This is a genomic window from Rhizobium sp. CBN3, assembly GCF_030518245.1.
Taxonomy (GTDB): Bacteria; Pseudomonadota; Alphaproteobacteria; order Rhizobiales; family Rhizobiaceae; genus Rhizobium; species Rhizobium aethiopicum_A.
On record NZ_JAULSE010000001.1, the window covers coordinates 241382 to 262929 of the forward strand.

20 protein-coding genes and 1 pseudogene are annotated in these 21548 nt (G+C 57.9%); 13 read left to right on the forward strand and 8 right to left on the reverse strand.

Annotated features, from left to right (window positions below; translation table 11 throughout):
- Positions 1-7 precede the first annotated feature (7 nt).
- Positions 8-160, forward strand: coding sequence for a hypothetical protein (locus QWJ46_RS01275; protein WP_009988813.1), 153 nt, complete (start codon positions 8-10; stop codon positions 158-160).
- Positions 161-344: 184 nt separating this feature from the next.
- Positions 345-731: a hypothetical protein gene (locus QWJ46_RS01280; protein ID WP_302748711.1), complete on the forward strand. Its 387-nt coding sequence runs from the start codon at positions 345-347 to the stop codon at positions 729-731.
- A 36-nt stretch (positions 732-767) separates the two neighbouring features.
- Here the strand turns inward: QWJ46_RS01280 and QWJ46_RS01285 are convergent, their stop codons facing one another.
- Positions 768-1784: an NAD-dependent epimerase/dehydratase family protein gene (locus QWJ46_RS01285; protein ID WP_184453799.1), complete on the reverse strand. Its 1017-nt coding sequence runs from the start codon at positions 1782-1784 to the stop codon at positions 768-770.
- Between the two features lie 261 nt (positions 1785-2045).
- Here QWJ46_RS01285 and QWJ46_RS01290 point away from each other — a divergent pair, with 261 nt between their 5' ends.
- On the forward strand, positions 2046-3002 hold the full coding sequence (locus QWJ46_RS01290) for an endonuclease/exonuclease/phosphatase family protein (protein WP_302748712.1): 957 nt from the start codon (positions 2046-2048) through the stop codon (positions 3000-3002).
- A 25-nt stretch (positions 3003-3027) separates the two neighbouring features.
- Here the strand turns inward: QWJ46_RS01290 and QWJ46_RS01295 are convergent, their stop codons facing one another.
- The 3 genes from QWJ46_RS01295 to QWJ46_RS01305 all read right to left on the reverse strand — a co-directional run bounded on the left by QWJ46_RS01295 (position 3028) and on the right by QWJ46_RS01305 (position 6360).
- Complete coding sequence (locus QWJ46_RS01295; RefSeq protein WP_064804435.1) at positions 3028-3333, reverse strand: hypothetical protein; 306 nt, start codon at positions 3331-3333, stop codon at positions 3028-3030.
- A gap of 134 nt (positions 3334-3467) precedes the next feature.
- Positions 3468-4895 carry a mannose-1-phosphate guanylyltransferase/mannose-6-phosphate isomerase gene (locus tag QWJ46_RS01300; RefSeq protein ID WP_302748713.1) on the reverse strand — a complete coding sequence of 476 codons (1428 nt, stop codon included), beginning with the start codon at positions 4893-4895 and terminating at the stop codon, positions 3468-3470.
- Positions 4896-4935: 40 nt separating this feature from the next.
- Positions 4936-6360: a phosphomannomutase gene (locus tag QWJ46_RS01305; protein WP_302748714.1), complete on the reverse strand. Its 1425-nt coding sequence runs from the start codon at positions 6358-6360 to the stop codon at positions 4936-4938.
- Between the two features lie 230 nt (positions 6361-6590).
- On the opposite strand from QWJ46_RS01305, the gene ung reads away from it, so the two are divergent.
- From ung to QWJ46_RS01320, 3 genes are all read left to right on the forward strand, one after another.
- Complete coding sequence (gene ung, locus QWJ46_RS01310) at positions 6591-7292, forward strand: uracil-DNA glycosylase (protein WP_302748715.1); 702 nt, start codon at positions 6591-6593, stop codon at positions 7290-7292.
- Positions 7293-7426: 134 nt separating this feature from the next.
- The gene (locus QWJ46_RS01315; protein ID WP_184453807.1) at positions 7427-8359 is read left to right on the forward strand and encodes a VOC family protein; all 933 of its coding nucleotides are present in this window, start codon (positions 7427-7429) and stop codon (positions 8357-8359) included.
- Positions 8360-8369: 10 nt separating this feature from the next.
- Positions 8370-8975, forward strand: a complete 606-nt coding sequence (locus QWJ46_RS01320) for an alpha/beta hydrolase (RefSeq protein ID WP_184453809.1) — start codon at positions 8370-8372, stop codon at positions 8973-8975.
- Between the two features lie 161 nt (positions 8976-9136).
- On the opposite strand, the gene QWJ46_RS01325 is transcribed toward QWJ46_RS01320, so the two are convergent.
- On the reverse strand, positions 9137-9379 hold the full coding sequence (locus QWJ46_RS01325; protein WP_184453811.1) for a KTSC domain-containing protein: 243 nt from the start codon (positions 9377-9379) through the stop codon (positions 9137-9139).
- 352 nt (positions 9380-9731) lie between these two features.
- Here QWJ46_RS01325 and QWJ46_RS01330 point away from each other — a divergent pair.
- Together QWJ46_RS01330 and QWJ46_RS01335 are read left to right on the forward strand one after the other, a co-directional pair.
- A pseudogene (locus QWJ46_RS01330) lies at positions 9732-9933 on the forward strand (TolC family protein); the annotation flags it as partial.
- A gap of 106 nt (positions 9934-10039) precedes the next feature.
- Positions 10040-10831: a metallophosphoesterase gene (locus QWJ46_RS01335; protein ID WP_302748716.1), complete on the forward strand. Its 792-nt coding sequence runs from the start codon at positions 10040-10042 to the stop codon at positions 10829-10831.
- A gap of 174 nt (positions 10832-11005) precedes the next feature.
- Here QWJ46_RS01335 and QWJ46_RS01340 read toward each other — a convergent pair whose 3' ends face one another.
- A complete protein-coding gene (locus QWJ46_RS01340) occupies positions 11006-12325 on the reverse strand; it encodes a UDP-glucose/GDP-mannose dehydrogenase family protein (protein ID WP_085779128.1) in 1320 nt (439 codons plus the stop codon).
- Positions 12326-12593: 268 nt separating this feature from the next.
- Positions 12594-13193: a transglutaminase-like cysteine peptidase gene (locus QWJ46_RS01345; RefSeq protein WP_302748717.1), complete on the reverse strand. Its 600-nt coding sequence runs from the start codon at positions 13191-13193 to the stop codon at positions 12594-12596.
- Positions 13194-13495: 302 nt separating this feature from the next.
- Here QWJ46_RS01345 and QWJ46_RS01350 point away from each other — a divergent pair, with 302 nt between their 5' ends.
- From QWJ46_RS01350 to QWJ46_RS01370, 5 genes are all read left to right on the forward strand, one after another.
- Positions 13496-14905: an O-antigen ligase gene (locus QWJ46_RS01350; protein ID WP_302748718.1), complete on the forward strand. Its 1410-nt coding sequence runs from the start codon at positions 13496-13498 to the stop codon at positions 14903-14905.
- Positions 14906-15207: 302 nt separating this feature from the next.
- Positions 15208-16419: a polysaccharide biosynthesis/export family protein gene (locus tag QWJ46_RS01355; protein WP_368046064.1), complete on the forward strand. Its 1212-nt coding sequence runs from the start codon at positions 15208-15210 to the stop codon at positions 16417-16419.
- 85 nt (positions 16420-16504) lie between these two features.
- On the forward strand, positions 16505-17224 hold the full coding sequence (locus QWJ46_RS01360) for a sugar transporter (RefSeq protein ID WP_302748720.1): 720 nt from the start codon (positions 16505-16507) through the stop codon (positions 17222-17224).
- A gap of 51 nt (positions 17225-17275) precedes the next feature.
- Positions 17276-19552 carry a polysaccharide biosynthesis tyrosine autokinase gene (locus tag QWJ46_RS01365; RefSeq protein WP_184453821.1) on the forward strand — a complete coding sequence of 759 codons (2277 nt, stop codon included), beginning with the start codon at positions 17276-17278 and terminating at the stop codon, positions 19550-19552.
- Positions 19552-20253 (forward strand): hypothetical protein, encoded by a 702-nt coding sequence (locus tag QWJ46_RS01370; protein ID WP_302748721.1) that lies wholly within the window; start codon positions 19552-19554, stop codon positions 20251-20253. The genes QWJ46_RS01365 and QWJ46_RS01370 overlap by 1 nt, the downstream gene beginning before the upstream one ends.
- A gap of 279 nt (positions 20254-20532) precedes the next feature.
- Here the strand turns inward: QWJ46_RS01370 and QWJ46_RS01375 are convergent, their stop codons facing one another.
- Complete coding sequence (locus QWJ46_RS01375) at positions 20533-21240, reverse strand: Ig-like domain-containing protein (RefSeq protein WP_184453826.1); 708 nt, start codon at positions 21238-21240, stop codon at positions 20533-20535.
- Between the last annotated feature and the right edge of the window lie 308 nt (positions 21241-21548).

Genomic DNA, 21548 nt, shown 5'->3' on the forward strand with positions numbered 1-21548 from the left:
CAGATCGATGCGTATTCAGATCTATATTATCGCGCTGCTGTTGAGCGCCATTATGTGGTCGATCTCGTTCGATGCGGCGCGAGAGTCCTATCATGCCGCCCAAAGTGCGGGATTGATGCCGAACCTGCATATCAACAAGAAGCTGGATCGCATTCTCTAGATTGCGATCAGCGTCCAATCCTGGACGTTTTGCCGATGCCGCCGTCCAGCCGCCGGCCAAGGCATTTTCATGCCTGCCTCGAGCCCTTCCGTATAGAAAGTCAAATTTCGTAAAATTTGATCGATCTGCTTAAAAGCCCTGCAAATACTGACGTGTAGAGTGTTCTCATGAAGGCGGACGAAGCGTGGACAGACGCGTCGATCGCTTGGAGCCGGGCGAAACGAAAGCCCGCCGATCCGAAAACGGGGACTTCGACATGCAGAAAACTCTTGCCGCCATCACCCTGACCTTGAGCATTGCCGCGGCCGCCGGCCCGGCCTTCGCCATCGGGCCGGCGAGCCTCGCGCGCGACCTGATCTACACTTCCGCCATCGGCCATTCGCCTGAAATTCCCCTGACGACGCGCGCCGGTTTCGTGCGGCCGAGCGTTCCTCTCGTTCTGCGCGGCCCGGCTGCCGTCAAGGGTAGGGGCTCTCAGCTCAAGGCCTATTCGCAGAGCCTGAGCATTGCCATCGGCTATGTATTCTCGACGGCGGTCGGTGCTGTGGAAGCAGTCAGGCTTCTCCGCTAAGCAATTCCGGGAATTGCGTAAATCTAACAACGCGCTTCAGGCGTCCAGTTCGCGACGCACGTCGATATACCAATCGACGAAGGCCTTGACGCCGACATCCAGTGTCGTGTCGGGCTTGTATCCCGTCAGTGCCACGAGCAGATCGGGGGCCGCGAAGGTGCGCGGCACGTCACCCTTCTGCATTGCCAGCATCTTACGGATGGCAGGGCGGCCGAGCGCTTTTTCCACCGTCTCGACGAAATCCATCAGGCTGACGGGCTGACCCCCGCCGATATTGACGACGCGGAAGGGCGCCTGACGCGAAAGCGTTTCGATCCCAGCGTCACCGAGACGATTTTCCTCGCTCGGGGCAATTGCCGACAACCTGACGATCGCTTCGATGAGGTCGTCGATATAGGTGAAGTCGCGGCTCATATTGCCTTCGCCGTAGATCTCGATCGGCTGGCCTTCGAGCATGTTCTTGGCGAATTTGAACAGCGCCATATCGGGCCGGCCCCATGGGCCATAGACGGTGAAGAAACGGAAGGCCGTCGTCGGAATCTTGTGGAGATGGGCATAGCTGTGCGCCATCAGCTCCATCGATTTCTTCGTCGCGGCATAGATGGTCAGTGGTTCGTCGGCGCGATCGGTCTCGCGGAAGGGTACAGTCGCGTTGGCGCCATAGATCGATGATGTCGAGGCCAGCATCAAATGGCGGACTTCAACCCGCCGGGCGATTTCCATGATGTTCCAGGAGCCTTCGACGTTCGAATGTATATAGGCTTCGGGATTTTCCAGGCTGTAGCGGACTCCGGCTTGCGCGGCGAGATGGATCAGGATGTCAGGCGCGGCCGCGGAGACTGACGCCTCCAGCGCCGGCCGGTCCTCAAGCATTGATATGACAGGCCGGAAGGCCGGAAACTGAGAGAGTGCGGCGTGACGCATCTCTTTGAGCTTGACGTTGTAATAAGGCGTGAGGCCGTCGAAGCCCGTCACCTCATGCCCTTCCTGCAACAGGCGTCTGGCCAGATGAAAACCGATAAAGCCGGCCGTGCCTGTAATGAAGTAGCGCATTCCCACCTTTTTCTCGGCTCCCTGCCGACGGCAAAAGCCGATTCCGTAAAATGGCACCCACTTACAGGATAAAAAGAGACCGAGTCGATAGGCGTTTGAAAGATTAGCACCCGATGCGAGGCCGCTGTCGTCGTCTCCGGACATTATGCTGCATTGCACCATAACAGCTTGCATGTTATGGGCGGCGGGTCGTCTTGAGCATGATGCCGAAAGGTTGAGGGGTTTTCGGGCGACATCCTGTTCAGGCGGAACCAGGGATTGATGAGAAACATAATTTATTGGATTCTCTCTGCGTTTCTGACCCTGGCCATTGCGGTCGTGTCGCTGCGCTATCTCACGAACTTCTGGCTGCTCTCCTTCATTTACAGTTTTCAGATCCATCTCGGCCTCACATTCGTCGCCGCCAGCCTCGTCATCCTGGCTGTCAGAAGGCATGCCTACGGCTTTGTCCTTCTGCTTGTCTCGCTGCTCCTGACGGCGCACGGCGTTATCATGCTGCGTGAATTTGCGGAGGACGACAGGGGAACGGGAACGGCGCCGCTTTTCCGGCTGATGTCGTTCAACGTTGCGATCGATAACTGGAAAAATTCGACCGCCATCGCGGATATGGTGATCGCTTCGAACGCCGATGTCGTCAATCTGCTCGAAGCCAAGCCGCTGACGTTCCATCTGCAGCGATTGTTCAAGGTCTATCCGTATCATATCGGCTGCGACAACGGCAAAGACAGCTGCGATACGCTGGTGCTGTCCAAACGCCCGTTCGTGACCCGCCAGGTCGCGAGCATCGGCAGCTTGCGGAAAGACAGGCTGGTCGCAGCGAGCGTCGATTTCGGCGGCCAAACCGTCAATCTCGTATCGGCCCATCTGACCAAACCCTATTTCGACGATTACCAGATGGAAGAGTTGGCAGATCTCAGCAGAGCGCTTGATGCGATCTCAGGTCCGCTGGTGCTGTCCGGCGATTTCAATTCGTCGTCGATTGCTCCGAGCATTCAGGTTCTCCTGCGCAAGCAGAAGCTGAAGACTATGGCGCCAGAACCGGCGACATGGCCGATCGCCGCCGGTCGGTTCGGGATCGCCATCGATCACACATTCGCGCGCGCGCCGCTTCACCTGACGTCGTTGAAACGCCTCGACGACAATCTCGGCTCCAACCATTCAGGGCTGATCGCCGAATTCGTTGTCGACAAGAGCGGTGAGACGGCGTCGGCACGATAAACAGGCAAGATAAGCCGGGCCGAAATCAGAATCTGGTTCGGCCGCCCTTGCGGTCGATCATCTGAAAATTCTTGCCGTCAGTCTTTACGTTGACGCAGTCGGTCGACTTGTCGGGAAACCGGACACAGACCTCGCCATTGTTGATCTTGTAGCCATTCTTGCTGCCCTCACGATATTCATAGCCGTTGCTGCTTTCTTTCAGCTCCGACGTGCCGGGCAGATGCTGGCGGATTTCCGCCTCGCTTGCGGCGCGCATGTTTGCCGTTTGGGCAAAGGCGATTGCCGGCAGCAGGATTGAAAGAAATCCGGCGAGGGCGGGCAGGGTACGCATCAGAGGACATCTCCTGTCAGGTCTGTCGGCTCATTCATTCTACGAGAATCCCGCAAGGGAATTCAACAGGGATGGTGGGCATGTCGGAACGGCCGGCGGGCTGACCTGGCCCGCCGGCCGTTCCGGCGCTTGGCTTACGTTCTTCCGAATTCGTCGACGATGCGGATGATATCGTCCTCGCCGAGATAGGAGCCCGTCTGAACCTCGATGAGCTCGAGGACGATCTTGCCGGGATTGGCGAGACGATGGACTTCCCCGAGTGGGATATAGACGCTTTCGTTCTCGCGCAGCATCTGCACATTGTCGCCGATCGTCACCTCGGCCGTTCCCTTTACGACGACCCAGTGCTCGGAGCGATGGTGGTGTTTTTGCAGCGAAAGCTTCTTGCCCGGCGTGACGAAGATGCGCTTCACCTGAAAGCGGTCGCCGTTGAAGATAGAGGTATAGCCGCCCCACGGTCGGTACGATGTCGGATGCGTTTCGGCGAATTTTGCCGTCGCCGAGGAGGAGGCCAGCATCTTGACCAACTGCCCGACATTCTGGCTGTCTTTCAGCGGTCCGACATAGACGGCGTCTTCGCTGGCGATGACGGCGACATCCTCCATGCCTTGGACGGCAAGGTGCACGCCATGGGTCATGACCAGCGAGTTGCGGGTGTTGACGACGGTCGTGTTGGCGGCGGCGACATTGCCGTTATCGTCGCGTTTGCCCGATTTCCAAACGGCATCCCAGCTTCCCATGTCCGACCACCGGAATGGCGAGGGGACGACCGCCGCCTTCGAGGTCTTTTCCATGACCGCATAATCGATCGATATATCCGGGCTCTTGGCGAAATGGTCGGCATCGAGGCGGGTGAAGTCGAGATCGCGGCTTGCCTTGGAAACAGCCTTGCTTGCGGCCTTCAGCACCTCGGGCGCATATTCCTGCAGCTCGGCAAGAAGTTCCGTCACCGGGAACATGAAGATGCCCGAGTTCCAGTAGAAGCCGCCGTCGGCGAGCATCCGCTGGGCTTCGTCCAATATCGGCTTCTCGACAAAGCGGCTCACCTTGTGAGCGCCGTTATCAAGCGCATCGCCGATCTCGATATAGCCATAACCCGTCGCCGGCTCGGTCGGGTTAATGCCGAAGGTGACGAGCCTGCCGTCGCCCGCCGCCTCGCGAGCGATGCGGATACAGTCGAAATAGCTCTTGTCGGCGAGGATTTCATGATCTGACGCGAGCATCTGGATGATGGTGCCCTTGCCAAAGAGGTCAGCGGCAAGCGTTGCAGCGGCAGCGACCGCGGCGGCGGTATTGCGGGCGACCGGTTCGAGCAAGACGGCGGCGAGCGGGATGGCAAGCTCGCGCGCCTGCTCGGCGACTAGGAAGCGGAACTCCTCATTGGTGACGACGATCGGAGCTTCATAGAGCTCGGCATCGGAAACGCGTTCGAGCGTTTCCTGAAACAGCGTCTTATTGCCCACGAACTGGATGAATTGTTTCGGCGCGGTCGCACGGGAAAGCGGCCAGAGCCGCGTGCCTTTGCCGCCGGCCATGATCACGGGAACGATTTTCTGCGTCATAGGCGGGTTCCTTGAAATAGACGACCTTATTCGTTGCATGTCAGCGGGCGGCTGCCCAGCCTCTTATTCTGTTGAGACCGGCGTGCAGCAGGTCGAGAGCTGCAGGCTCGCTGCCGGCTTCCACGTAGCAGCGCATTTCCGGCGCATTGCCGGATGGGCGGAAATGGATGATCCGGCCGTCCGTCAGTGTCACCCGAAGCCCGTCAATATCGGATTTGGTCGCGACAGCGCCGATCGGCTGCAGGAAAGAACGGAGATTTTGATCCGAGGCGCGCAAGTGTTGCATCAGCGCGGCGCTCGTCTCCACCGGGAAATTCTCCAGACGATCGGCAGCGGCGAAGGGCAGCTTATAGGAGGTCGCAATGGCAGAGAGCGGCTGCCTGCGAGCGGCCGCGAGCGACAGGACTGCAAGCATGGGAATAAAACAATCGCGCGTCGGCAGGGCGCGGACGTTCTGCCCGTTGACATCGAAAGGGCTGGCGGTCAGCAAACCGCCATTGGCCTCAAAGCCCATGACCCGATCGTCGCCGGCCGCCACGGCCTCTTCCATGCCTGTTATGACGAAGGGAGAGCCGACACGGGTGCGCTTGACGGCGAACGAGCCTGTGGCCTCGATGCCGGAATTGGAGGTGACGGGCGTCACCACTATGCGAGCTCCCAAAAAATTAGCTGCTATAAGGCCGAGGAGGTCGCCGCGCAGCGGCGCACCGGTTTCATCCGCGACAAGGGGGCGGTCGCCGTCGCCATCGGTCGAAACGATCGCATCGAGCTGGTGCTCGGACACCCAGCGTTTCATCAGCGTGATCGTCTCGTCGGACACGGCTTCGGTGTCGACGGGAATGAAACTCTCCGAGCGTCCGAGAGCGATGATCTCGGCACCGTAATCGGTGAGAACGTCGACCATCAGGTCGCGCGCGACGGTGCTGTGCTGATAGATGCCGATCTTCAAGCCCGACAGCGCGCCTTTTGGAAGCAGCATGGCATTGCGTTCGAAAAAGAGCTGGCGGCAGATCGCTTCATGCTCTTCCATCTTGGCCGGCGCCACGACCGGCGCTTCACCGCTCCGCTCGATTTCGGCTGCCTCTGCAGTAATGGCTGCCTCGTCCGATTTGTCGATTTCGCCGTCCGGGCGATAAAATTTGATGCCGTTGCGGTCCGCCGGGATGTGCGAGCCCGTAATCATCAGGCATGCAGCCTTGCGTTCGAGGCCATAAAGGGCAAGGGCCGGTGTCGGCACATTGCCGCAATCGAAGATCCGGAAGCCGAGCGCCGTCAGCGCGCCGGCGCAATTCGCCGAGATTTCAGGGCTTGAATCGCGAAAGTCGCGGCCGATCAGAATAACGTCGCCCGCCTGCGCCCTGCCGGTCCGCAGCAGATATTTGCCGAACGCGGCGGCGTAAAGGGCGGAAGCGCGTCCCTTGAGATCGACTGAAAGTCCGCGAAGGCCGCTCGTGCCGAATTTCATGTGAAGACATGCCCCGATTGTCACAATAGGGTTCTACTCACCCCGCCAGTCGGCGTAAATACCGAAGCGGGCATATAGTAAACACGGACGATGATGTCTCGAACAAGCTCTGCAGCCCGCTGCCGGTTTTCGATGGGCTGAAGCCGCCGCGAGAGCGCAGGCATTGCGACATCAGCCTATTTTGTTAGAACCGTGTGTCCATTGTTTCGTCCTATGCCGAAGGGTTCCTGATGAGCGATACATCCGTTAGTCTCGATGAGAGCTGGAAGGCCGCGCTGGCAGGGGAGTTTTCAAGCCCCTATATGCAACAACTCAAATCCTTCCTCGTCGCGCAGAAACAGGTGGGCAAGCGGATCTTCCCAAAGGGCAGCGAATATTTCCGCGCTCTTGATCTGACGCCGATTGCCAACGTCAAGGCCGTCATCCTCGGACAGGATCCCTATCACGGACTTGGGCAGGCTCATGGACTATGCTTCAGCGTCCGACCCGGCGTGCGCATACCGCCCTCGCTCGTCAATATCTACAAGGAGATGGAGACGGATCTCGGCATAGCGCCAGCGCGCCATGGTTTTCTCGAGCATTGGGCCAGGCAGGGCGTGCTCCTGCTGAACAGCGTGCTGACGGTCGAGGAAGGGCAAGCGGCGGCTCATCAGGGCAAGGGTTGGGAGCGCTTCACCGATGCCATTATCGGCAAAGTCAATGACGAATGCGAATCCGTCGTCTTCATGCTCTGGGGTTCCTATGCCCAGCGCAAGGCCGCTTTTGTCGATACGGCGCGGCATCTGGTGCTCAAGGCGCCGCATCCCTCGCCGCTTTCGGCCCATAACGGCTTCTTTGGCTGCAAACATTTCTCCAAGGCGAATGCCTTCCTCCAGTCCCGCGGGCGGGCGCCGATCGACTGGCAATTGCCGGCAGATCCTCACGGCGCATGAAGTGAACGCGGCCCGATCTTCGTTCACTAATAATAGACAATGCGTTTTGGTCTCAGGGTCTATTCCGGAGGCCGGGTGAGGCGCATTTATGATCCATCAAAAGCCCGCGAACGGCGGGCAGAAAGGGGTCTCACATGCTCGATCAGATCAAGGGTCTGCACCACGTCACGTCGATGGCGGAGGACGCCCGCACCAACAACCAGTTTTTCACCCATGCGCTCGGCCTGCGTCGCGTCAAGAAGACCGTCAATTTCGATGCGCCCGATGTCTATCACCTCTACTACGGTGACGAGACCGGTGCGCCCGGCACGATCATGACCTATTTCCCGTTCCCGAAGATGGCGCAGGGCCGGCCCGGGACCGGGGAGGTCGGCACGACGGTATTTTCCGTCCCGCAAGACTCACTCGGCTTCTGGAGCGACCGTTTCGCCGCGCTTGGTCTCGGCGGCCTGAAGGCTGAGGAAAGCTTCGGCGAAAAACGTCTGAACTTCTCCGGGCCGGATGGCGACGGCTTTGCGCTCGTCGAGGTCAAGGACGATGGCCGCCAGCCGTGGACGCATGGCGGCATCAGCGAGGATCACGCTATTCGCGGCTTCCATTCCGTTGCCTTGCGGCTGAGGGATGAAGGCGCGACGGGCGAACTGCTGAAGTTCATGGGCTACGAAGTCGCCGAGGAAAGGGACGGGGTCAAACGGCTGATCAGGCCCGGCGGCAACGGCGCGCACCTCATCGACCTTGAAACCATGCCGAACATTGCCCGCGCACTTCCCGGCGCCGGCTCCGTCCACCATGTTGCCTTTGCCGTCGAAAATCGCGAAAAGCAGCTCGAAGTGCGCAAGGCGCTGATGGATACGGGCTATCAGGTCACACCTGTCATCGACCGGGATTATTTCTGGGCGATCTATTTCCGCACGCCGGGCGGTGTTTTGTTCGAGGTCGCGACCAACGAGCCCGGCTTCGACCGTGACGAGGACACGGCTCATCTCGGCGAAGCGCTGAAGCTGCCACAGCAGCACGCTCATCTTCGCGCCTTGCTCGAGCAGCATCTGCAGCCGCTCGAAGCGTAAGGAGGGCGAAATGACCGAAACCGGATATGTGCACCGGCTGCATGCCGGTGCACCTGACAAACCCATTCTGCTCGTGCTGCACGGCACCGGCGGCGATGAAAACCAGTTCTTCGATTTCGGCCGACGGCTGCTGCCCGAAGCAACGATTCTTTCGCCGCGCGGCGATGTTTCCGAATACGGCGCGGCGCGGTTCTTCCGCCGCACCGGGGAAGGGGTCTACGACATGTCCGACCTTTCACGCGCGACGGAGAAGATGGCGGCCTACGTCAAGGCGTTTGCCGATGAATACCGGGCTTCCCAGATTCTCGGCCTGGGTTTCTCGAACGGCGCAAATATTCTGGCCAATGTGCTGATCGAAAAGGGCATCTTCGACGCGGCGGTTTTGATGCATCCGCTCATTCCGTTTCAGCCCGAGGCCCGGTCGACGCTCGCGGGAAGAAAGGTGCTGGTGACAGCCGGGCAGCGGGATCCCATCGCTCCGGTCGCGATGACCCAGGCGCTGTCTGCGCACCTGGAGGGCCGGGGCGCGGAGGTCAGGACGGTCTGGCATGCCGGTGGGCACGAGATCGCGCCATCGGAGATCAATGCGGTTGGCGACTTCCTCGGCGGCTATTGATCTGTGCCAGCACAGTGGCCAAGATATTGAGCGGGACCGGCGAATGCCGGCCCCGCAACGTTGCTGAAATGACAATCATGTCGTCGTTGATCGACAGATTATCTAAAGCGCGCCGCGATCTTTCAGATTCGCTCCTTGCGCATGTCGTTGCCGCGACATGCTTAGGGGCGATGAGGATATTTGCCTCTTATTGCCTTCATGTAAAAATTCCCCGGTGATTCTGCCATCGTCAAACCGACGACGACGCCTTTGGGAACACCTTCATATTCTCGTCTCTGGCCGTTGGTCAGATAGACCCGTAGATGCCGGCTGTCTTCGTCGTAGCTGATCGCCTCGATAAGTTTCGAATCAACCGCAGTTTCCACTTTGCACCCCGCAGTTTTGGATCTGAGCTTCCTGATCAAATATTGTCATTCACGCTCGCAGCGCACCATATTTAGGCGGCGTCGCAGGGTCGTCAAGCGTGATCTGCTTTAACGTTCATTTTTTCCCAGCGCCTCTCTCTATAGTTGATTTATGCAGCTTTTTCGGAGGCTTCGCCTGTGGAAAGCCGACGGTTTCGAGTTCTCCCAGCTTTGGAAATGTTGGATGACACAGCTGAAGGTGAAAGACTCGATCCAGTAGACATAAGCTTAACCGGCAGTTAACCATCATGTGCTAAAATACAACCTAATATTAGTCGCGATGTCTTCTCAACTATGGATAAGTACAGAACGCCGTTCTCCGCGGCAGCCGTTTCGCTATCGCTGGCGAGCTGCGGCGCTTCGCACCCAGGTGAAGATCACGCCGGAGACCCTTGCGCTTTCAATCGGGAGCTACAAGGATGGCCAATCCTCATTGCTTGATGTGTTGGACGCGCAGCGTTCTGTCACGGCCGCCCAGGCGAGCATGGCGCAGGCGGTTCAGCAAACGGCGAAGGATCATGTCATTCTGAATATGGCAAACAGGTTCCGGCTACACTGTCGACGCCGCGATCAGGCCAACTTCATATGAACACTGTGATTCGTGCCGTTGCAGCGATAGATGGGAAATCGATCAACCCGCCACGTGGTCGGGTCTCATAAATGGGTTACATGTCTAATTATCTAGGACGGTGGCGACAACAGATACCGATATTGGCCGGCAACCGTAAGCAGCGCGCTCGGCTGAGCTTTGCCGAAGGCGACTTCGCTGCGGTCTACGCCATGAGCGATGTTCACGGATGTTACGACGAGCTCGTCGAGGTGCATCGCCGCATCGAGGAGGACGCAGCACGCATTCAGGGGCCGAAACTCATCGTCATGCTCGGCGATTATGTCGATCGTGGACCCGATTCGAGCGCAGTTCTGGAGTTCCTGAGCAAGAACCCGCCGCCAGGATTTCAGCGCCTGGTTCTTTGCGGCAATCACGATGCCGAACTGGTGAAGCTCTATCGCAAACCGGCGGGCATTCTCGAATGGCTGGGTTTCGCCGGGACGGAGACGCTGCACTCCTACGGCATCGATATCGAGCATCTCCTGCAGTCGGCGGCGGGAAATGAAACGATCGCCCGCGTCATTCGCAATATGATACCCGAGCGGCATATCCAGTTCCTGGAATCGCTGCCGATCATGCTGCGGATAGGCAGGGTGGTGTTTGTGCATGCAGGCGTCAGACCCGGCATCGATCTCAAGAAACAAAAAGACAGCGACCTCATGTGGATCCGGCAGCCCTTCCTGGACGAGGGGCCACAGCTTCCTGTCCTCGTGATCCACGGACATACTCCGGGGCGAGCCCCGACATTCGGTCCGCAACGCATCGGCATCGACACCGCGGTTTCGGCGACGGGCCGGCTGACCGTACTGACGATCAAGGGGACGCGGGTAGGGCTGCTTTAGAGCCCTTCGGACGCAAAAAGGACGCGCTGCCCTCTCCGTGTCGTGCTTTCCGAAAATCGATTCCGGCCTTCAAGCCAATGCGCTGGGCGAAGAGAGCGTGGCGCATGCTCCAAAGACAAACGCCGCGGGATTGTGCCCGCGGCGTCAGAAGGTTCAGAGAGTTGCCAGGCGCTGTCAGGCGTCCTGATAAAGATTGGTGCCGATACCGGTATAGGTAAAGCCGTGTTTGCGGATCTCGTCGCTGCGGTAGATGTTACGCAGATCGACCAGGACCGGAGCGCGCATCGACTGCTTCAGGCGATTGAAATCGAGGGCGCGGAACTGGTTCCATTCGGTGACGATGACGAGGGCATCGGCGTCGGCAGCGGCTTCGTAAGGGCCGTTCGCATATTCGATGTTCTCGATGACCTTGCGGGCATTGTCCATACCCTCGGGATCATAGCCGACGACCTGGGCGCCGGCGTCCTGCAGCGTCTGAATGATGGCGATGGCTGGGCTGTCGCGCATGTCGTCGGTGTTCGGCTTGAAGGTCAGTCCGAGGATGGCGACTTTCTTGCCGCGAATGTCTCCGCCGACGGCGGAAATGACCTTGCGGCCCATCGCCCGCTTGCGGTTGTCGTTGATCGAGATCGTCGTTTCGATCAGACGGACCGGTGCATCATAATCCTGCGCCGTCTTGGCAAGGGCAAGCGTATCCTTGGGGAAGCACGAACCGCCGTAACCCGGGCCGGCATGCAGGAACTTGGAGCCGATACGGCCGTCGAGGCCGATGCCGCGCGAAACGTCCTGGACGTTTGCGTCGACCCTTTCGCAGAGATCGGCGATCTCGTTGATGAAGGTGATCTTCATGGCCAGGAAGGCGTTGGCCGCATATTTGATGAGCTCGGAGGTGCGGCGGCTCGTGAAGACCAGGGGAGCCTGGTTGAGGTAGAGCGGACGATAGACTTCGGTCATGGTCTCGCGTGCCCGGTCGTCATTCAGTCCGACGACGATCCGATCAGGACGCTTGAAATCCTCGATCGCCGCGCCTTCACGCAGGAATTCGGGATTGGAGACGACGGCGACGTCAGCCGAAGGATTGGTTTCCCGCACGATGCGCTCAACCTCATCGCCGGTGCCGACCGGCACCGTCGACTTGGTGACGATGACGGTGAAGCCCTCCACATAGGTGGCAATCTCGCGCGCAGCGGCATAGACGTAGGAGAGATCGGCATGGCCGTCGCCGCGGCGGGACGGCGTGCCGACCGCGATGAACACGACGTCGGCGCCACGAACGCTTTCGCCGACATCCGTCGAAAACGACAAGCGGCCGGTGCTGGTATTTTCAGCAACCAATTGATCGAGACCCGGCTCGTAGATCGGAATACGGCCCTCGCGAAGGGCCTCGATCTTACTCAGATCCTTGTCGACGCAGATGACGTCGTGGCCGAAATCCGCAAAGCAAACGCCTGAAACGAGGCCGACATAGCCTGATCCAATCATCGTGATGCGCATATTTCCCTCAAATCATTAGAGTAGAACGTCATGCTGCGTCGCAGCATGGCGTTCGTCATACTGAATCTGGGCCAAAAGACAATATCGAAGATCGCTTAATACCCACATCGGAAGTCGTATTGCGGGTGCCGCTGTTTGCTGCCAGCCACCCGCTCGACAGCAAAAACATAGGTTTATGTGGGCGATATGACAAGTCGAGCCGTTCGTGAGTGCCGGCTCGGCTTCAATCCTGGAATGAGACGAATTGCTCTATCGGCTGCCTCGGCTGCTACAGCCGGTACCAGACGTACGGGTCCGTTCCCGATTGGATCTTGTCCCAGCGCAGATCTGTATCGCGCCAGTTCTTGATGCTGCTTTGCCTGTTGTCGAGCACCAGATCGCCCTTGTCGGTTCTGACCACGAGGACGGCGTGCCCTTCGCCGGAGGGTGTATAGGCCGTTGCGATCCGCAAGGCGCGCGATGACCAGCCCATCGCCATCAGCCGGCTGCGCTTGGTCAATGCAAAATCTTCGCAGTCGCCGCTGCGCACATTCACCTTCCAGACATCGCCGTTCAGTTCGTTGCGGGAATCGTTGCGGCCAATCATGGTACGATTGACGGTGTTGTTCACATTCTTCAGCTGCAGCATTTCCTTGTCCGTCACTGCGATCACCGACAGTCCGTTGTTGTCGCGGCATTCGGCAGGGTTCTGGGCGCAGAACAGCACCTGGGCGAAGGGCGGAACGATCTTTCCTTTTTCGGAGATATAGCTGACCTCCGAACCGTTGGTCAGGCCGCGAGCGAAACCTGCGGGGCCGGCCGCGAATGCAGAGCAGGCATTCCCCGCTGTAAAAGCCAGTGCCAGAAGTGTAACGAAGGTTTTCTTCATCTCTTAATCCCCGTCAGGGCAAGCGATTGAGATCAGGCTTGCCTTTTGGCTCAGTCAATGGCATGGCGATTTAGTGATCTGCCAAGTATTGGGCACAGAACGTCTGTCCCGTTTCTGCTGCTTGAAGGAGCATAAGCGGGGTCCTGTCTCGATTGGCTTAAGCCATTCGCGACAATTTTAACGATGTGGAATTCTGTTGCACTTTAACACGCAAGCGCTTGATCTGCAACTTATGTTAGTACGAGTATATTAACCGTAATGGTTGTGATTGCCTCGTTTTGGCTGCTGGTGAGTGAAGTCAAATGTTATCCAACCTCATCAACAGGCAGGTCTTGCGGGAGGCGATTCTCGTTGCCTTCATCGGCCTGGTGATATTGACGCTCATTCCTTTTGGAAGTGTCACACCTTTGCCCTTCGCCTTCGCCGCAATCGGAATGTTTGCTCTCGCCATCGTTTCGATATTGCTGTTTGCGGAGCCACGACAAAGCAGGTGGGTGTTCAAGATCGCCTTGCTTTTGCTCGTCGTGCTGACGAGCTGGACATTTATTCAAACGATCGAACTGCCGGCCAATTGGCTGGCAAATCCAGCCTGGGGCGCTGCGCGCGATCTGGCGGGCGTCCAATATGCGGCGATCTCCGTCGAACCGGCGGACACGCTTGCCTCGATACTCTGGGTGGCCCTGCCTTTCGTGACCTTTCTGACCGGACTTATCTTGTGCGATACCGATCAACGAGCGCGGAAAGTGCTGGCCAGCCTAGGGCTCGCGGCGGGGGGCATCGCCGTTTTCGGCCTGCTGCAATTTTCGCTGTTTCCCAACATCCTGATCGTCATAGAAAAACACGCCTACCTCGACAGCCTGACAGCGGTCTTCGTCAACCGCAATACCGCTGCGACCTTCCTCGGGCTGGGAACGTTGCTCATGCTGACGCTGGTCAGGGACATTGCCCGTTCCTATTCAATCCACCCGCCCGGCGAGCCAGGCCGAAACCTTCTGCTCTTGAGAACGTGGATCTATGTTTTGCTCCTGTGCGCATGTTTCACCGCATTGATGCTGAGCCGATCACGCGCCGGAATATTCGCGACCTTTATTGCCGCGATCATCTATTTTCCCTGGCTTGTCATCAATTGGAACAGCTCGAGGCGATATTTAACACCGGCGCCGAGATGGCGCTCGGTATTGAAGCTTCTCTCGGCGGTCATTTTCATCGTTCTGCTGTTGAGCATGTTTGCAGGGCAGGCGATTTTGCGCGCGCAGGAGCGGCGGCTCGAGGATGATGATCGTTTCTGTATTCTGCCGGGCATATGGCGTGCCATTTCGGATCATTGGTTAACCGGAACGGGCCTTGGAACCTTCCGCACCGTGTTTTCTGCGTACCGCGATCCGGCCTGCGGCATCTTCGGGATCTTTGACCGCGCACATAATTTCTATCTCGAAGGATTTCTGGGGCTGGGGGTTACGTTTCCGGTTGCGACGTTTCTTACTTTCGCAGTGCTTGCGAAGGTTTTCTGGCGCGGGCTCTCCGAGCGGCGGCGCCTGAGGCATTATGTTCTGCTCGGAATAGCGGCGACGGTTTTGGTCGCCCTTCATGCGGCCGTCGACTTTTCGCTGCAAATCCCTGGTTTTGCGGTATTTTTTTCCGCATTCCTGAGCGCCGTCGTTGCGATCAGCCTCGGTCGCAGTCACGGCCAAACGGATCGCCAATATGTGTAACCGGTCCTCACACAAAGGTTTAAATGAATGGAATTTATGAAGGTTTTTCGAAAATACCGATTGATTGAGGGCTGCGGGTTGACTCTTAAACGCAAGAAATTTTATAGCGGACGCAGCCTTTAGATTATTGCCGGCGTCAGAGAGCCGGGCTGAGGCCGTTCGTTTGCTGAAGGGCTCGGCGTTGCCGGGCTGCCACAGTTAGAGAATGATAAACGGCGTTCGGTAATTATTGATCAGGGATTGTCTTGTAATTTGTCCGATTGCGGAGCAGTAGCTTCAAGGGCGTCAACACGGGTTATTCTATGGGTTGTTTTCCTGTCGGTAGTACACGCGTCGCCATTGTTGTAGCGCTAACGAGTATATTGGTAAGCTGCACGTCCTTGCCAAGATCCGGTCCCGATCACAAAGATGTCGATCGAGGGGCGGCGGTAAAGGTCACAACGAAGGAGCGTCGCGTCGGTATCGACTACGCCTTGGTTGATCTCAGCAAGAACGTCCTGTCCTATTTCACCTCTCCGCAGCCGACCTCCTTCAAGGGTTTTGGCGGTGGTCGTGGCGGTGCGCCTGAAATTCCGCTCGGGTACGGCGATGTCGTCGAGGTTGCGATTTTCGAAGCTCAGTCCGGCGGTCTCTTCATTCCCTCCGACGCCGGTAGCCGGCCCGGCAATTATATCTCTCTGCCGGCGCAGACCATCGATAGAAATGGAACGATCACGATCCCCTATGCGGGTCGTGTTCCGGCTGCCGGCCGCCTGAAGGAGACCGTCGAGCAGGATGTCGAAGATCGACTGGCCAGCCGCGCGATCGAGCCGCAGGTTGTTATCACCACGACGACCAACCGCTCCAGTCAGGTAGCCGTGCTCGGTGACGTCAACAATCCTCAGCGCGTTCAGATCAGTCCGGCCGGTGAGCGCATTCTCGACGTCATTTCCGCCGCGGGTGGTTTGACGACCAATAACATCGAAACGAATGTGACGCTGCAGCGCCGCGGCAGAACGGCGACCGTCGCCTACAATACGCTGTTGAAAAACCCAGCGGAGAATATCTATGTCGCGCCGGATGATACGATCTCGGTCGATCATGAGCGCCGTACGTTCCTCGCGCTCGGCGCCGCCGGCACCAGCGGCCGGTTCGATTTCGAAGAGTCGGATCTAACCCTCGGGGAGGCCATCGCCAAGGCGGGCGGCCTGCGCGATGACCGTGCGGATCCGGCCCAGGTCCTGCTCTATCGCCTTGTCCCGAGAAAGACGCTTGCGGCGATGCATGTAGATACGACGCGGTTTGCGGGCGATACGGTTCCGGTGATTATCCGCGTCAATCTTCGTGATCCGGCTGCCCTGTTTGCCGCTCAGCAATTCAAGATGGAAGACAAGGATATTATCTATGTTTCCAATTCGGACTCTATCGAATTGGTCAAGTTCCTTGACATCGTAAACTCGGTATCGTCCACTGTTGCCGGCGTGACGGACGACGCACGCGATACTCGTAGTGCGGTGCGAGAGCTCGGGCGTTAATTGAGGAAATGGCCGGCGCCGATCGCAAACGATCGGTGCCGGTGGCCTGTTTCCAATAGCGGATTTGATGAAGGAAGCCACTTATATGGCAAGGTTTAGTGTTCATCGTAAACTTGCATATAGCGGAATTGCCGCGGCAATTTTTGTCGGCATGACTTCGAGCGCCTTTGCGGCTGCTTGCCTGGGTCCCGCAAATCTCACACCCGCGGACGTCGGCGGATTTACCGCCAATCCCGCTGTTCTGCTCGACATGTCCGATCCCTTGGTTCTGTCATCGCGTGTTCGAGCGCTGGTAGGGAGCAGTAACGACGCCCTATTGCCGGTACTCGAGCAGGCCAAGAAGGCCAATGCCGCACAGATGGCGGCGATCGGATCCGGTCTCGGGCGAGCCGCAAACAGCTGCCAAGTCTCGGATCCGCAGTTCAAACTGGCGATCGAAAAAGCTGTTGCCGAGGCGGCCGGCGCCGATCCCAATCTTGCGCCGCTGCTGACAGCCTTTGCAAAGGTTCTGGCTGAAGGCGGGACGGCGGCGCTCGGTCCGGGCACAGGTGCGCCAGCGGCAGCATCCGGTATCGGCAACACCGGTTCGATCGGGCAGACAGGTCCCGGGACGGATGACGGTACGCCGTTTGACGGCAGCACCACGACTGCCGGCACGCTGAGGGTTTCGGATACGAACGATGAGGACAGCTCGTCCACGAGTTCGACGACCTCGACGACGACAGTCGTCAGCGCGGGAGGAGCGGGGCAGTCGTCCTCTGATACGACGGAGTCGACCAGTCAGAGCATCCCCGTCACACAATAGCTGGAATTGCCTGTAGATCTTAGCGCTTGACGCCATTGTTGGAGATCGAAATTGCTGTCACCAGATAAACTTACGCCGCGTATCGACGCTTCCCGCGATACGGGAAACGAAGCTGATTTCATCGATTTCGACAAGCTTATCGCAATCGTTCGCCGGCAGTGGCGGATCGTCGCGGTGTGCGCTTTCGCCTTTGCCATTCTTGGTGTCGTCTATGTCCTGACTGCGGTGCCGGTCTACACGGCCGAGACCAAAGTGCTGATCGACCGCAGTGACAATCAGATGATTAACCAATTGGCGGCTTTCGGCCAGCTGGACGATGACGAGGGCACGGTCCTCAGCCAAGTCGAGCTGTTGAAGTCCGATACGATCGCCTATGCGGTTGTCGACAAGCTGAAACTTGTCGATGATCCGGTGTTCACTGCACAGAAGAACTCACTCTTTTCTGTCGCAACGCTGAAATCTCTGCTGAATTTTCGCTCCTGGTTTGCCGACGACGGGGCCGTTGCTCCCGATGCGGAAATGAAGCGGCGATGGGCTGCGGAAACGGTCGCCGGAAATATCGACGTCGAGCGTGTCGGCAAATCCTACGTTCTCGACCTCAGCTATACCTCGCAGTCGCCGGATCTGGCGCGAGAAATCGCCGCCGCCATCGCCGATGTTTACCTGGTCGATAAGCTCAATTCGAAATATGAAGCGACACGCCGGGCCGGCGAGTGGCTGCAGGAGCGTATCGAAGAACTCCGGCAGCAGGCGCTGGACACCGATCTCGCAGTGCAGAAATTCCGCAGCGAGCATGGGCTTGTCGAGGCAGGATCGGGCACCTTGCTCAGCGAGCAGCAGCTTTCCGAGCTGAACAGCCAGTTGATCAAGGCTCAGGCCGAAACGGCGCAGGCGGAGGCGAAATATACCCGCATCAAGTCGATCATCGAAGCCAAGCAGACCGATGCGATCGTGACCGATGTGCTCGACAGCTCGATTTCAAACGACCTTCGCAAGAAATATCTGGAAGCTTCGAAGCTCGAGGCCGAGATCGAGGCGCGGCTTGGCCCCGACCACGTTCAGGCAGTCCGGCTCCGTGCGGAGATGGCCGAATACGAACGGCTTATGTTCGACGAGCTGAATCGCATCGCCGAGAGCTATCAGAGCGAACTCACGGTTGCGCAATCCCGCGAAAAATCGCTGCGCGACAGCGTTGATAAGGCAACGGGTGTGGCCGCAACGGCGGGCGAGACGCAGGTGCAGCTCCGCGAGCTCGAGCGGACGCGGGATACTTATAAGAACCTCTATCAGAGCTTCCTGGCGCGTTATCAAGAAGCGATCCAACAGCAGAGCTTCCCAATTACCGCCGCACGTATCATCACGACTGCGGAGACGCCGACGAAGCCGAGCGCGCCGAAAAGAAGCCTCGTCATCGCTTTCGCCATGTTCCTGGGATGCGCGTTCGGTAGCGGCATTGGAGCTTTCCGTGAATTCCGCGATCGCTTCTTCCGCACCGGTGATGATGTCAAGGATATGCTCGACGTCGAATCTCTTGGCGTGATGCCGCTGATTGAGAACAACGTCGATGATCCGACGCTCGTCGATCCGGGGAACCCGCGAAGCATCGCCAGAGGCGGCAAGACCACGACCTATGTCGAGGAGCATCCGCTGTCGGCATTCGCCGAGACGCTTCGCAGCGCAAAAATCGCGATCGATATCAGTGCCTCCGATCAGCGCTGCAAAGTTATCGGTGTGGTTTCGAGCTTGCCCGGTGAAGGCAAGTCGACGACCGCCATCAATTTTGCCAAGCTTTTGGCCATGCAAGGGGCACGGTGCCTGCTTATCGACGCCGATATGCGCAATCCGGGAGCGACGCGGGCCATCGGCCGCCACGCGGAAGCCGGCTTGCTTGAAGCAATCGTCGACAATCGCCCGCTGAAGGATCTCATTCTTCTTGACCCCAAAACAAAGCTCGCATTCCTGCCGACCGTGGCGCGGTATCGCGTTCCGCATTCGTCGGAGCTGCTTGCGTCGCGCGGTATGGATCAGCTTCTCGAGTTTGCGCGTCAAAGTTTCGATTACATTATCGTCGACTTGCCTCCTCTGGCTCCGGTGGTGGATGCACGCGCCATTAACCCGAAGCTCGACGCGGTCGTGTTCGTGATCGAGTGGGGCAAGACTTCGCGGAAGGTGGTTCAGTCGACACTGTTGTCCGAACCGGATCTCTATACGAAGTGCGTCGGCGCTATATTGACCAAGGTCGATCCGGCGCAGATGAAGCTCTACCGGACGTTCGGTTCCAGCGAGTATTATTATAAGCGCTATTCGCGATACTATACCGAAAGCTGATGCTCGGCATTCGGTATGTTTCGCCCACGAGAATCGTTTTCCTCATCGTCGCCGTGGTCTTTACGGTGCTGGCCGGCCGGGAGCTCTATGCTTCGATAAGGACGGCCAGCATTTCGCTCGTCGCCGAGAGGATAGAACGCGGCGAAACTGTCGCGAACGATGTCACGGCCAGATATGCGGCGCGCGCTGTCGAGGTGGTCGAAGGGCACTATTGCCGATCTGACATCGTCGCCGCCGGCGTCACGCTCGTTCTGACGCAGCTCGATCGACAGAACGTCAATGTCAACTACGACGCTTGGGCCGCTGCGGCGTCAAATGCGCGTCAATATTTGCGGCATGCCCTCTCGTGCATGCCGACGAATAGCAACTTTTGGCTTCGACTTGCGGCCGTGCAGTCGAAAATCGCAGAAGAGCCGGTCTCGATTGCGGAAATGATGAAGCGTTCGGTCCTGCTCGCGCCCCACGATCAAGGAATAATTCTGTCGCGGTTTTATTTCTGGAACAATTTTACCAGCGTAACCCTTTCCGCTGCAAAGATTGCGCTTGATAGCGATCTCACCACAATGCTGAAACTTGGCGATCGCTGTATGGTCAATGCCGCGATAAAGAAGGTCAACCCGCAGCTCCGCCCAATCTTCGATCGAACTTGGGCGAGCGTAGGAGAGGGGGCGACAGCGCGGTTTCGACAGCGCTGCGGCTGAACCCGCATCTGAGATGAAACATTGCCAGAGCGGACAAAGCACGTCGTGATAACGACATGCGAGAAATAAAGAGCTAGCGTATCAGCCCGAAAATCGGAATTCGATTTTCGGAAAGCGCGACACGAGAATTGCGAACGTAACAGCGTCCTTTGCGCGTCCGATAAGACGCCCGTTACTCAGTGATACCATCGGCCAAATTTCGTGACGGTACTGGTTGATAACCGACAACGTCCGCCGCGTAAGGCAGCGGGCGTTGCATCATCGTCGGTTTATCGATGATCAGACGGTGGCGCCGGAGACGACGTCCGTGCCCGTGATGTTGAGCGTTAGAACGCCGACATCCGTATGGCCCTGACCATCGGAGATCTTGTAGTACTGGATGGTTTCGGTGATATGGTCGCCCGGAGCGATATCCGAGGCTAGATCATAGGTAAACGAGCCGTCCGCCTTGACATGGAAGGTTCCATAGGTGCCGGCAATGTTCGTTGTTGCGGTCGGGTCGCCGTTTACGCTGGTGTTGGCGAACTGACGCAGGAAAAGATGGCCATTGTCGCCAGGAATGTCGTTGGTCAGCAGATTGCCGCCGACGGCGTCGCCCTCATTGAAGCTGAGATGGTCGTCAACAGCAATCGGCTTTACCTGAGTGACGCCCTGGATATTCAGCGTGAATAGGCCGAAATCGGTATGGCCGGCGCCATCGGAGATCTTGTAGGAAACCCGTTCGTGGAGCGTCTCACCGGCAGTGAAGCCGACCTTTGCAGCATCACTCAATACGTAAGTATAGCTTCCGTCCGGCTTGACGTAGAACGTGCCGTAGTCGCCTGCGATTGCGGTAATCTGATTGTTGCCCTGCTTAGCACCAACGCTCTGCTGGTCGAAGGCGCGTAGGAAAAGGTTGCCATCGGATGTGTCGTTGCTGAGCAGGTTCCCGGAAATAACGTCGGTTTCGAGAAATGTCGCAGTATCGTCGGTTGCGTGAATAGCCATCTGTGTCTCTCCTTGAAATTGATCTTCGCCGGTCATTTTTGACTTCGGCGAGCCGCGTGATTAAGAGTATCTTAATACATGGAGTCAAGCGCGCAGTTAACAACAGATAAAGAACTTGAGAGTGTATTTATCGACAATTATACCCGTACAATTTGCATAAGTCGATGAAAGTCTTAAATATTATAGTTTTAACAATTAGTGATCGTCTGAGTCTTTTGCAATCGCGCTGGATGGTTCTTCATGCTTAGAAAATTATTATTCGCGGGCAAATGTAGCACGGTTGGCCGATAGTGTTCCCCCGCAGGGTT